Source organism: Acinetobacter sp. S-1 (assembly GCF_059579785.1).
The window spans coordinates 898,845-912,708 of record NZ_CM184207.1; the positions used below are offsets into that span (position 1 = coordinate 898,845).

General features: G+C 34.4%; 8 protein-coding genes and 1 tRNA gene. 5 read left to right on the forward strand and 4 right to left on the reverse strand.

Going from position 1 to position 13,864, the window contains the following annotated elements; translation table 11 throughout:
• Positions 1–49: 49 nt before the first annotated feature.
• The 3 genes from AC52J8_RS04430 to greB all read right to left on the reverse strand — a co-directional run bounded on the left by AC52J8_RS04430 (position 50) and on the right by greB (position 3,361).
• A complete protein-coding gene (locus AC52J8_RS04430) occupies positions 50–1,162 on the reverse strand; it encodes an MltF family protein (protein ID WP_208753390.1) in 1,113 nt (370 codons plus the stop codon).
• Between the two features lie 533 nt (positions 1,163–1,695).
• Positions 1,696–2,670, reverse strand: a complete 975-nt coding sequence (locus AC52J8_RS04435) for a 3-oxoacyl-[acyl-carrier-protein] synthase III C-terminal domain-containing protein (protein WP_017399205.1) — start codon at positions 2,668–2,670, stop codon at positions 1,696–1,698.
• Between the two features lie 220 nt (positions 2,671–2,890).
• A complete protein-coding gene (gene greB, locus AC52J8_RS04440) occupies positions 2,891–3,361 on the reverse strand; it encodes a transcription elongation factor GreB (protein ID WP_017480520.1) in 471 nt (156 codons plus the stop codon).
• A 352-nt stretch (positions 3,362–3,713) separates the two neighbouring features.
• Here greB and AC52J8_RS04445 point away from each other — a divergent pair.
• From AC52J8_RS04445 to AC52J8_RS04460, 4 genes are all read left to right on the forward strand, one after another.
• A tRNA-Ser gene (locus tag AC52J8_RS04445) sits at positions 3,714–3,803 on the forward strand.
• A 1,030-nt stretch (positions 3,804–4,833) separates the two neighbouring features.
• Positions 4,834–9,642, forward strand: a complete 4,809-nt coding sequence (locus AC52J8_RS04450; RefSeq protein WP_471675617.1) for a YadA-like family protein — start codon at positions 4,834–4,836, stop codon at positions 9,640–9,642.
• A gap of 102 nt (positions 9,643–9,744) precedes the next feature.
• Complete coding sequence (locus AC52J8_RS04455; protein WP_208753388.1) at positions 9,745–10,575, forward strand: OmpA family protein; 831 nt, start codon at positions 9,745–9,747, stop codon at positions 10,573–10,575.
• Between the two features lie 427 nt (positions 10,576–11,002).
• On the forward strand, positions 11,003–11,827 hold the full coding sequence (locus AC52J8_RS04460; protein WP_130119571.1) for a DUF6502 family protein: 825 nt from the start codon (positions 11,003–11,005) through the stop codon (positions 11,825–11,827).
• 8 nt (positions 11,828–11,835) lie between these two features.
• On the opposite strand, the gene AC52J8_RS04465 is transcribed toward AC52J8_RS04460, so the two are convergent.
• Positions 11,836–12,192, reverse strand: a complete 357-nt coding sequence (locus AC52J8_RS04465) for an IS630 transposase-related protein (protein WP_130119572.1) — start codon at positions 12,190–12,192, stop codon at positions 11,836–11,838.
• A 496-nt stretch (positions 12,193–12,688) separates the two neighbouring features.
• Here AC52J8_RS04465 and AC52J8_RS04470 point away from each other — a divergent pair, with 496 nt between their 5' ends.
• Positions 12,689–13,507: a hypothetical protein gene (locus AC52J8_RS04470; RefSeq protein ID WP_001120776.1), complete on the forward strand. Its 819-nt coding sequence runs from the start codon at positions 12,689–12,691 to the stop codon at positions 13,505–13,507.
• Positions 13,508–13,864 lie beyond the last annotated feature (357 nt).

Below are 13,864 nucleotides of genomic sequence, written 5' to 3' on the forward strand. Positions count from 1 at the left end.
GCTTTTTATTTGTACAAACAATGAATTTATCAACTTTTAAAAATAAAAATTAGATATTGATTCGTGTTTGCGCCGTTTTGATATGTTCAAGATAAGCACGGATACGAGTGACATATTGAACTGCTTGCTTATATCGACCATTTCGCGTTTTATTACTTTGCAAATAGTCATAGAGGTTGACCCATTTGTTCGGATCTTTCCCTTGAGATTGCAAGCGCTTCTGAATCTGACTTACCGCACCCGGTCCCATGTTATAGGCCACCAGCGCATACCAGTTCCGATCAGGGAACGGAATATTATCAAATTCAGTTAGCATCAGATCGTAATACTTCGCGCCGCCCTGAATACTCTGAGCAGGATCGCTACGATTACTTACACCCATTGCTCGAGCAGTGCTATTGGTTAGCATCATTAAGCCACGCACACCTGTGGGAGAAACAGATTCTGGCTTTAAATATGATTCTTGATAACCAATTGCAGCAAGTAAATGCCAATCTAGATCATACTTCGCTGCGCTTTGCTTAAAGCTCGCTTTGTAAATCGGTAAACGTGTGCTTAAGTCACGTTGAATGGTTGACCATGCTTCTGGTTTCACCACATTGCGGTTATAAAAAGAGGCAAGCTGTTGGGTCACACCATTTTGCTTACTTTGGCATACAAAGCCGCTGGCGGTCTGTGTAAGTGGGTCATCAGCCTGTTTAAATACCCAACTTAACTCAGGATTTAAGCCATTTTTTTGCAAATTTGCTGTGTCACCACAACTTGCAGAAAACGACATTAAACCTTTGTTTTCGATTGTGCTTAAACCTGCTGTAGTCATCGCAAAGTTTGCTTTACCTTGCTGAACCCATCTAAGTGCAGTGGCATTGTCTGCCACGATTTTAAAGTCCAGCTTTACATTTAGGTTCTGTGCATAGTTACGTGCTAGGTCATAACCAAAACCGTGTAAAAACTGATCTTCTTTGAAAACGGTTGTCGGGCTTTCTACCGCAACAACAGTTAAAGTGTTTGTGTTAACTACAGTATTGTACTGTAGGGTTTTTCCTGCATTAAGACTATGAAATGGGAGAAATATAGTACTGAGTGCAAGAGCTTTTAACGAGAGAGAAGAAAATAAAGAGTTAAGGCAAAGCCTCGACCCAGAACTTGAATTACTGTGCATGTTGTCTCCGCTACAGATAATTTATGCCCTAAAAGTCAGACAAAAAGCTGCCATAACTTCTAAAAGTTGATAAATTCAATAAGGGGTGGGCAGTCATGACGTCATTCAAAATGACATGAAATGAAAAAAACAAACTGTGTAGAAAATCTACATAGTTTTCGAGTGGGTTAAAAAATGCTCAACATTTAAACTGCGCGCATCATAATATTGAAAAAAAGTAATGTCAAATTTTGTACAATTAAAACTTCGATATATCATCATAAACACATGAATTTCTTAAGGAAGAAAATTTATACACTTCTGATGTGAGAAAATAGGGTATAAAATGCTACATTTTGTAGCCATCGTGTTAGTACAACGTGAAATTTGATTTAGATACTAGGTAAATTGATATAAGTTAAATAATTGAAAATATAAAATAATTTAGTTTTGTTCTAATAAATTTAATTTGTTTATAATTAAATTGAAGTTAAAAGATACTTGTTAAAAAAGTATCTTTTAACTAAGGTAATATTTTTATAAGTTATTTTTCATTAAATCTTCCATAACATTACACCGGTCTGATAACCTGCTCCTAAAGACCAAAAAACAATAATATCGCCTTTATTTATAAGTGATTTTTCTAAACGTTTTTTATAGGCAATAAAAAAACTACTTACTCCTGTATACCCATATTGATCTCCAATATATTCAATTTTTTCAGTAGGTATATTGATTTTATCCTGAAGAATGTCAATATTAGATTTTGTAAATTGAGATAATAAAAAACAAGATATGTCTTCAATTTTTAAATTATTTTTCTTTAATAACTTTTCTAACGCGTCCGCAGCAAATTCCACGCTTTCTAAACCAGTAAATGGTGCCCAATGAATTTTTTGTTCCTTACTATGGTAATTCGTTAAACCATGAGGAGGAAAAACAATAGTTTTACAAAAACTACTATCTGTCTGATACATCCTGTCAATAATGCCTGAATCACCAGTATTTTTTTCAAGTATTATGGCTGCTGCTGCATCTCCTACAATTGTTGAAGGAATTGGTTGCTTTTCATCTCCGAGCATTGTTAGATGGTCAGATCCAATCACTAGTGCACGTTTGTAGCTCTCTTTAGACGCTAGTAAAACTGATGCCTGTTCAAGGGCAACAAACATTCCTAAACAATTAGCATTTATATCAAAGCATATACAGTCAGTTTTAATATTTAGTTCTGAATGAATAAGTAAAGCATTAGTTGGAGATAGATATTGTAATGTTGTAGAGGAAAAGATAATAATATCAATACTATCATGTGAAATATTATAATTTTTTAATAATTTTTTTGAAGCATGAATTGCCATTGTGAGAGCATTTTCTTCCTCATCAATAATTACATGCCTTTTATTTCTACCTACTTTTTCAAAAATTCTATTTAAACTGTCTTTATCTTCAAATTTATTTAAATAGTAATCATTATTTCTAATTGTTTCTGGATGATAGGTTGATATAGCAGAAATTTTTATACCTTTCATAGTTAAATAATCTCTTTATTATAAAAATAAAATTTTGTTTGGTTTTTAATCTATTATCGATGGCATTTTATTTATTTTTTTAATTTTAATTTTTATGTTTTTTATTTTTATACATGAGCTTATATAGGTGTATATTAAAAATCAATGAGCTATATTGATTTTCAATGACAATATAATTCAATATTATATTTCACTTAATTATATTGTAATAAAAATTAAATTATTGATAAGAGATGTTTGTTATATACCAAATCATTTTACCCTTAGGAGTTTGAACTTGTATTTCATCATCTATACTTTTACCTAAACAAGCTTTTGCCATAGGCGATTGCAAAGAAATATAATCCTTACGACCGTAAATTTCTTCATCGCCGACTATGCGAAATTTAATAGCTTCGCCTTCGTCATTTTCTAACTCAACCCATGCTCCAAAGTATGCTTTTCCGTCTTGTTCAGGGCTATATTCAACTTTATGTGCGACTTCAAATAGTTTGGTTAGGTATCTAATTCTACGATCAATTTCACGTAGTTTTCTTTTGTTGTAGTGATAGTCTGCATTTTCTGAGCGATCACCAAGACTGGCTGCCCATGACACAATTTTAGTAATCTCTGGACGTTCTTTTCTTACAAGATCATTTAACTCATCTTGTAATCGTTGATAACCTTCAGCCGTTAATAGTTTGCGATTCATCATATGGCCAAAACTTCTTTCATATAGATAGTTTCGTTAGAAACTACATCAGGAATTAAAACTTATCAGTAAGTGCAAAGGGCAGAATACCCTGAGTAAAGCGTAAAGCTTCTTATCTGTGTGAATATGTTATCAAAAAGATAGACGAATATCATTTAGTTATGCCAAGAGTGTTCTGCTGTCAAAGATAGCTAAGAATCTCAAAAGAGAGTTTTGTTTAAGATGAAAAGTAGCAATAAGTAGATAAAAACTAAAAATTTAAGGTTTTTTGTTTTTATTTTGAGCATTTAGATGAAAACTTAAGTAAAAAGATTTGCCAACTTCAATTTTTATTTATATTATAGCGCTCGTTGGAAGCGTGGCAGAGCGGTTTAATGCACCGGTCTTGAAAACCGACGAGGGTGTGAGTCCTCCGTGAGTTCGAATCTCACCGCTTCCGCCAAAAATTTTTAAACGGAATCAAATGTATAATTTGGTTCCGTTTTTTTATTACAATTTTGGAAATCTTCTAAATTTTAGTAATCCTCTCTTATTCTCATCTGAATTAATTTACTTCGTATATCGTTTTATTAGCATCATGACACTATGATCAACTTGTAAAACTACATATTAGGATTTAATGCATTTGTTAAAAATGTAGTCGCAGTTAAATTCGCTTATAAGAATTTTATTGATATGGATCTATTTGTTCAATTAATACATAACCTGTCAGGTGAGTACGATAATTTTAGAAGCTCGGTAGTACATTTAGGGTACTATCATGAAATACTAGTACAGGAGAGGACATCTAAAGTACATCTATTTCTAATTTATAAATTATGTACAAATTGAACATTTTTTGGTATTTTAAAATGAGAATCACATTGTTCAGGCATAGTGTGGTCTATATTGCATGTATTATGCACGGCTCAATGCGATTGCTATGAGCTTTTTTTTCGTCTGTAGTTTTGCATGGTAACTGGGTAAATTTATGAATATCTGGAACTTTATTAAAAGTTTTAATACTGTAAACACTTATTTAATTCTTTCTTTTTCTTTACTTTTTATAATAACCACTTATTTTTATTATATAAATCCAAGGTAAAGGTATTGGTGTTTTGCTCATCTCTAGAAAATTATAACTTTAGATAGCCCTACTAATTTAATTATTAGATAGAATCCACCCCCTAGATTTTGAAAGCATTTTCTAATTCAAAGTCTAGAGGGGGAATTAAAAGAATTTATTAAAACTTGTCCTTGATTACTAAAATTTAAAAATAATAAATATTTAAAAATCAATAAAATATTAATTTTTAAAAGGATGATTATAGTTTTATTTAATTTTAATGTGCATATTGCACATTTTATGTCTTGATGATAATTTGATCACACTAATAGAAAAATTGTTGCTGCAGTTATAGCTGTTATACCTCTTGCAGTTAACTCAAGCACAAGGATATTTCCAACCAACATATGCAAAAAAGGAAATTAAAATGAATAAGATATATCGGTTAATCTGGAATGAGGTTTTGGGAATTTGGGTTACTGCATCTGAGCTATCTAAAGCCAAAGGGAAGCGTAGTTCAGGTAGCAATATTACAAATGTGGGTATTAGTCATACATCTAGCAAAGTTAAACATAATCAATTTATTGTTTTTTCTAGGAGTGCTCTCTTTTCTGGCGCTTTAATATCAACTGGTGCTTTTGCTGCAGGTAGTGCAGACATAGGAACACCAACAGTAACTGCGGCTATCGGACCGAGCAATAGCTGTGTGAGTCAAGCGGCAACCAATCTTACTAGTGCTGTTCCATGGACATGTCTTGGTCAGACTGCAACAGGCGGTTTTACCCTCATTAATGGTGTGCAGGCCAATGCGCAAAATGTTGCTCAGACAAATCTAGATGCAAGAGCTTCTGGGCAAGAAGCAATTGCAATTGGTTTTATTGATACAACCGCTTCGGGCACGAATAGTGTGGCAATTGGAGAAACTGCTAATGCGTTAGGTAAAAACTCAGTTGCTATTGGTAAAAATATAACGGCAGATAACTCTGATATAAATGAAGACCTATCTAATAATGTAGCGATTGGATCTAACAGTATAGCTAGTACAAAAGGTAGTCAATATACTATAGGTTCTGGAGGTGCCGTAGCTATTGGTTATGGTGAGGATGCTAATGGTATCGGGGCTGTAGCGATAGGCTCATCTAATACAGCTGAGGGTGATGGTGCAGTTGCAGTAGGTCGGATAAATAATGCAATTGGAAGTGGCACTATTGCGCTAGGGGACAGTAGTTCTGCAAATGGAAATCGAGCAGTAGCATTAGGTTCAACTGCTGATGCTGTTGGTAATGCTGCGGTAGCTATTGGTGATGGTGTAAAAGCTCATGGATGGAGTGCGATTGGAATTGGACGTGTTGCAAATGCTGATGCAGATGCAGCGATTGCTCTGGGTGATTATGCTCAAGCATTAGCTTTTGGATCATTGGCTTTTGGACGTGAGTCTTATGTAGATACAAATTCTAATGAATCAATTGCTCAGGGTTTTGGAAGTTCAGTGATAACGGCACGAAATGCTGTAGCAATTGGAAGTGATGCAACCGTAAATAATCGTAATAGTGGTATTGCTATTGGTGATAATGCACAAGTAATTGTGGGAAGTCACGTTAATGATGTGAATGGCCTACCTGGATCTATAGCAATAGGTCTAAATGCTCGTTCAGTAGGTGGTAGCGAAGTTATTATCGGATCTTATGCCGCTCAAAATGCACAACGCTATGATGATGGTGTTAAAAATACCTATGGTTCAGATAGTGTTATGTTAGGCAATCAAGCTGGGCGTAATTCTCAATACCTATATGCGACATTTATTGGTGATCAAGCAGGTCAAAATAGCATTGGTCAACATAATAGTTATGTAGGGCAAAATGCGGCACGATACCGAACTGGGAGCTATAATACGGCTCTAGGTAGTAATGCGTTAACAGGAATTAGTAATACTACAAACTCTACTGGTGAGTTTAATACTGCTATTGGTACGGCTTCAGGTGTCAACCTAGAGGGAAATGGCAATACATTAACAGGTACGTATACAGGTCAACGTATTATTGGAAATAATAATTCGGCATTCGGATATAATTCTGGTTCAAATATAAAAGGAAATGAGAATATTGCTATAGGTTATGCTTCGGGTGGTAGTGTTCAAGGAAACCAGAATATTGCTATAGGGTACTTTTCTGGGGTTTCTTCTCAAGGCAATAACAATGTTCTTTTAGGCTCAAATTCTAATATAGGTGTAAATACTAATAATGTTGTAAGTATTGGAACGAATACTCTAGCTACTAAAGAGAATTCAATTGCTTTAGGTGCAAATGCAAATACTGTTAGTGATGCAACACAAGAGTCAGAGGTAAATTTAAATGGTTTGACCTATGGTAATTTTGCGGGACAAGTTACAAATACAGGGATGCAATTGTCAGTTGGTTCAGCGGGAGCAGAACGTCAAATTAAAAATGTAGGGTCTGGTGCTATTTCCGAGACTAGTACAGATGCTATCAATGGTAGTCAGTTATATGCAACGAATAATATATTAGGTAATGTTGCTAATAGCACAGTAGATATTTTAGGGGGTGATGCTGTTTTAAATAGTAATGGCACACTTTCAATGAGTAACATTGGTGGTACTGGACAAAATACAATTGATTCAGCAATAGCAGCGTCAAGAACCGAGGTTGCAGCAGGAACGAATGTTACCGATGTCGTTAAAACTACAGGCAGCAATGGACAGGATATTTATACGGTAAATGTCAAAGGTAGTACTGCGTCAGCAGGATCAAGTGCAGTTACGGTAACGGCAGGTACACCTGATGCTAACAATGTTACGGACTATGCAGTTGATTTGAGTCAAAGTACCAAAGACAGTCTGGTTAAGGCAGATACAGCCTTACAAAGTGTGGTGACGCAGATTGACGGAGTTGATGTTAAGACAGTCAATAAAGATGACAACAAGGTTAACTTTGTGACTGGAGACAATGTTGAGTTAACAGCGAATGCAGATGGCAGTATCACGGTTGGTACGTCAGCAGATGTGACGTTCAATACAGTGAACACGACGAACCTGACTGCGACAGGAGAAACCAAGCTAGGCGATAGTTTTATGGTGAATAATGGAGGCAGCTACTACACAGGTCCAATTACTGAAGGAAACCATATTACCAATAAAACCTATGTAGACCAGGCAACAGCAGCGTCAAGAACCGAGGTTGCAGCAGGAACGAATGTTACCGATGTCGTTAAAACTACAGGCAGCAATGGACAGGATATTTATACGGTAAATGCCAAAGGTAGCACTGCGTCAGCAGGATCAAGTGCAGTTACGGTAACGGCAGGTACACCTGATGCTAACAATGTTACGGACTATGCAGTTGATTTGAGTCAAAGTACCAAAGACAGTCTGGTTAAGGCAGATACAGCCTTACAAAGTGTGGTGACGCAGATTGACGGAGTTGATGTTAAGACAGTCAATAAAGATGACAACAAGGTTAACTTTGTGACTGGAGACAATGTTGAGTTAACAGCGAATGCGGATGGCAGTATCACGGTTGGTACGTCAGCGGATGTGACGTTCAATACAGTGAACACGACGAACCTGACTGCGACAGGAGAAACCAAGCTAGGCGATAGTTTTACGGTGAATAATGGAGGCAGCTACTACACAGGTCCAATTACTGAAGGAAACCATATTACCAATAAAACCTATGTAGACCAGGCAACAGCAGCATCCAGAACAGAGGTTGAACAAGGGAAAAATATTACTGTTATTTCAAGCACTGGCGTAGATGGGCAAAATATATACACTGTTGCGACAGCCGATGAGGTTGATTTTAATAAGGTTACAGTTGGTGATACCACAATTTCAACGGATGGTATTGTTATTGCCAATGGGCCAAGCTTAACGAAAGATGGTATTAGTGCAGGCGATAAAAAAGTAACTGATGTTGCGGAGGGAATTATTAGTGCAGATTCTAAAGATGCGATCAATGGTAGTCAGCTTTTTGGCTTTGCTAATAACTTGACTCAACTGTTTGGCGGTAATGCTCTTTATAGTAATAACCAGATTAACTGGAGCAATATTGGTGGCACTGGACAGAATAACATTGATGATGCAATTAAATATGTAAATGATCAGGTTGCAAATGCAAACCAAGGTTGGAATGTAAGTACTGATTCAGGTTCGAATGCGACAAGCACAGTAAAACCAGGTCAAACAGTGAATATTAATGGTAGCTCTGATAATGGTGTATTAGTAACGAATTCTGGTAATAACATTAAAGTGAGTTTGGCTGATCAGATTAAAATTGGTACAGGAGATAAAGCGGTTTCAATTGATGGCAATACTGGAACAATTCAGGTTGGAGATGTTCATATTGATGGTGAAAAAGGCAATATTTCGGCTGGAAAAGTTACTGTTAATGGCGAAGCTGGTACAGTTAATGGATTAACAAATACGACTTGGAATCCTAACAATATTGTTTCTGGGCAAGCTGCTACTGAAGATCAATTAAAACAAGTTGCTCAAAATGCAAATGCAGCTGCAACAGCTGCTAAAACAACTGTATCGTCTGGGGAGAATATTACTGTTTCAAGTACTAAAAATGCTGATGGTAGTACGAATTATCAAGTGGCAACCAATAAAGATGTTAAGTTTGATACCGTTACTTCTGGTTCGGTTACCACAAATAAAGTTTCTGTAGGAAATATTACTATTGATCAAACGGGTATAAATGCTGGTGGCAGTAAAGTTACAAATGTAGCGGATGGCACAATTAACTCTACATCGAAAGATGCGATTAATGGGTCTCAGTTACATGCGAGCAACACCAATATTTATAACTACTTAGGTGGTGGTGCCAATTATGAAACCAATACAGGCCCTACTTATAATGTGGGTGGAGGCTCTTACAATAATGTGGGAGATGCGCTGAATTCTTTAGATCAACAAGTCGCTAATGTAAGTAATCAATTAGAACAAGCATTCTATACAACGAATAAACGTATCGATGATTTAGAAGATCATGCCAATGGAGGTATTGCTCAAGCAATGGCAACTGCTGGATTACCACAAGCTTACATTCCAGGTAAAAGTATGATGGCAATCAGCGGTGGTACGTACCGAGGTGAATCTGGTTACGCAATAGGTATGTCATCGATTTCAGATAATGGAAAATGGGTTTTTAAAATGTCTGGCAGTGGTAATTCTCGTGGTGATTTTGGAGGAACTGTAGGCGCAGGTATCCAATGGTAAGCCTTTAGTGATTATTAGATACATTGAATATTTCAGTGTGTCTAATATAAAGACTACTTAAATTTAAATTATCGAATACAAAATTTATACGGGAATTAAGATATGAAAAATTTATTTATTATGTGTTTAGCAGTGGGAATTTTTAGTGGATGTTCAACTGGTACGTTAATTACAAAAGAGGGGACGACTGACAATCCTAAATGGCATAAAGCTAATGATGTTATTTTTAATAAGGAGTTAGGAACATTTCCAAATTTACAAAGCTTAAGCCAAATTCGTTCAGGTATGACAAAAGATCAGTTATATGAACTAATTGGACGACCACAATATGATGATGGGTGGAGACCAAGAGAATGGAATTATTTATTTCACTTTAATACACCTGGCAAAGGTGAAAATGGTATAACCACTTGCCAATATAAGGTTTTATTTGATCAAAATATGATTGCAAGCAGTTTCTATTGGAATCCGATTCATCCTGAGAATGCTGCTTGTCCTCCATCATTCAATCCACCAAAGAAAGAAGAGCCTAAACAGCAAGTATCAATCAAACGTTATACACTAGGTGCAGATGCATTATTTGCTTTTGATAAAAGTGATCTGAATCATATAAATCTAAAAGGAAGAGAGGATTTAGATCGTTTGGTTAGAGAACTTCATAAATTTAATGAAATTAGAACAATTCGGATTTTGGGATATACAGATTACTTAGGACAGGAGGCTTATAACTTAACTTTATCTCAAAAAAGAGCAGAAACGATAAAACAATATTTTTTGAATAGTCAAATCAATGCCCAAGTTCTTATTGCGCAAGGTCTAGGCGAGCAGGATCCTGTAAAACACTGTGCAGATGGTCTTTCAAGAAATCTATTAGTGAAATGCCTAGAGCCCAACAGGCGTGTAGTAATAGATGTTGATGGTATCATTGAGTAAAATTTCATATATTATTTCTATAAAAGGCTTATTCAGATTGAATCAAGAATAAGCCTATTTTTTTCATAATTAAATTTTCAAATTGTTATTGATAATCAAAATATTTTTTTGATATAAATTTTTGTTTTTATTTAAAATTTTATAATAATTTGCTTTCTTTGAATATTGGTTCTTTTATCTTTTTAGATATATCTTAGTTTCATAAGAAACTTAATTGTTCCCTTTTTAACATCAACACAGCTTGTAGAGAATGAACAAAGTGTACGAAGTAATTCGTTAGTTTATAAAAAAAAGCCTACATTTTTTTAAAAAAAAGCCTACAATTTATTAGGCTGAAAAAGTATAATTTTATTAAATTAAAATGATTTTTAACTTTCTAACTACTATTGAATTGGGGAAGTCTATTTCATCTCACACTGGAGTATGCATGGGTAAAGAGACATCGGCTTTGGTAACTTCTAAAGACATGATGTTGTCTCATGACACTGAAACGACATTAGAACATGCTATCAGTATTATGCCTGAGTTAGTTCGTTGGCTTATTAAAACTGGTATTGGTTACAATGAGTTTTCAACTGCACTAAAGTCGGTATTTTATAATGAAGCCATTAAAGAGCTAGACGCTATCAAACAAAAAAAGACAGACTCTGCTGTTAGCTTATTATCTGGTTTAGGGCGACGTGATGTCAGAAGTTTTTGTCAGACCTATGGTGAATATAGATTAATTAATCAGTTTAATCAGCAATTACCTATTAGTGTACCTGCTCGTGTAATAGGTTTGTGGATAGGCCAAAAACTGCCAACCCAAATTCCTTTTAATGGGGAGGAACCAAGTTTTGAGGGTTTGGTTAAGCAGATATCTTCTGAAAAGCATCCAAAATCAATATTACTCGAACTTAAACGATTGGGGTTAGTTATAGAAGAAAATGATCAAATTATTTTGCAGAATTCCAGTTTTACTCCAGATCCACACATGGATGAAAGTAAGCAACTATTTACTCAAAATATTTCAGATCATCTTGCAGCCGGAATTAGTAATCTAACGCAAAAAACCAATTTTTTAGAACAAGCTATTTTTGCAGACGAGTTAAGTCCTGAATCTGTAGAAAAGCTTAAAAAATTAAGTCTTGATATGTGGAATTTGATGTCTAAGGCTGTACTTTCTTCGGCAATAGAATATTGTAAAAATGATGAAAGATCGACTGATGCGAATAAACAGTTTCGTCTGGGTATTTTCCAATATGATAAATAAATATTGACTCACTCTCGACTTTTAAATTTATTTTTCCATCCAATTTTTTTTAAGCCTCTCCAAAGAATAGAATATGAGACTTTATAACCAAATCTATGTTCAAAAGGGTCTATTAATTCTCTGATTTTAGAGAAGGGTGTAGATTTTACAAAATCTTCAAAGCTTTTTAAGTCATAAATAGAAAAGGGTCTACCAGTACGAGTAAGTGGTAGTGGTTTTAAATCTTGTGTTGTTTCTTCAAGAGCAATCCATTCATCCAGTGTTGATCTGGCAATCTTAAACTGTTTACAGACTTTTGTCTTATGTTGCGTTTGTTTGTAAGCAGCCATTACATTCTGGCGAAAGTCTAAAGAATACGCACGCATAGAATTTAACTCATTTCCCTAGTGTCAAATGTTTAATAAAAACCTACTGTTTGAGCTATCGTAATTTTTTCTATTCAAATGTTACAGTCCTATCTCCTTTACGTAGAGTCACTCAAAGGAAATGTACCATTATTTAAAAAATATGTACATATTGCACATATTATTATTTTTTTTAAATTTTAACTTCCCTTTATATAATTTTTTTTATAAAAAATGATTTAATTGCACATTTTTGTTTGTCAAAAAGTATGTTTATTGTTAAATTATATTAGCTTTTAATAAGAGAGGAGTTCCAGACATCATCCAATTGTAAAAGAATATATTTATTTCTGAATGCCTAGATTATTGTTAGCTAATTGAATTTTATAAAATTTAAATTTTATAGTGATTGAATAATACCAAGTATTTAAGTTTCCTATAAAATATTTCATGAAAAAAACAGGTTTAAAGGAATTTTCTGTTTTTAGTTCTTACAACGTTTATTGAGATAACTCATATGCCTCATTCGCGTCTTACATTACCATTAGTATCTGTAGGTTTGTTTATGCTCTCGGGTTGTACTGGAGAGGACGGCGGATTTAATGTTGGAGTGACTTTAGGGGGGACTGGCACAGGTGAAATGACGGTTGGCACCGAAAACCCTGTTACTAATCCTCGACCAAATCCAGGTTCTAATCAAATGGAAGATGATGGTGAGTATGCTGTTGCTTATCCAAATCCTGTAACACAATATTGTGGCGGTGTAGAGCGAACAATTCAATTTGTTAGACACTATGCTCCATTTATCCCTATGAAAATGGGGGATCGGATGGATCTTTTGGGAATAAATAGTGGATTGAAGGTAAGGTATAAATTACAAGTCATTGTGAAAAATACGACATCAGAACCGATCTATGAGTACATCAACAGTTGTAAAGCTGCTATACAATTAACAGGTTCTAAAACAGAAAAAGAAACAGAAACAAATTATTGTTTAAATGATGAAACTGTTAATACTTATCAACCCAATGAAGAAAAAACATATTACTATACTTTTAATTTACCTAATATCTTGCAGAATTGGACTGCAAGTTATACTTCACAATATTCTAAACAATTATATCCAACAATGTACGATGATGATAATGAGAGCCTAAGAACTCATTGTGCTGCGCTAAGTACAATATTATTAATGGATGATTATCCATCAAGTAAAGATGGAGCTCCTCCACAAACATCTGAACAAGAAAATGGTTCTAACTCGTCGGAAGGAAACTCAAACAATGATGATAGTACGACAGAAGAGCCCCCAATCTTCGGTGGGTTTGATTTATAAGTTTAAATTTAAAGTAGACTAAATTTAACTTAATTTTTTCTTTCAAACCGCTCTTCATCTAAGCCATCTACTTCAGTATGGCTTTTTTTATCTCTTATTCTCTTATAGAAATTATTTACTTTATCCGCATAAGACGCTACTGAGCTTAAAGTCACGCAGTCACAAATTTTTTATGTTAAAAATGCACATAATTAGTTGTAGATAAAAAATAACAATTTTTTATTAAAAAAATAAATTAAAAAAAATATTAAATATTAAATATTTAAATTTGTAAGAGAATTTTTTTGAAACTATTTTCATTTTTAATATAAAAAGCATAGTTTGAAATAAAATAAAAATGTGTAAAATGCACATAAA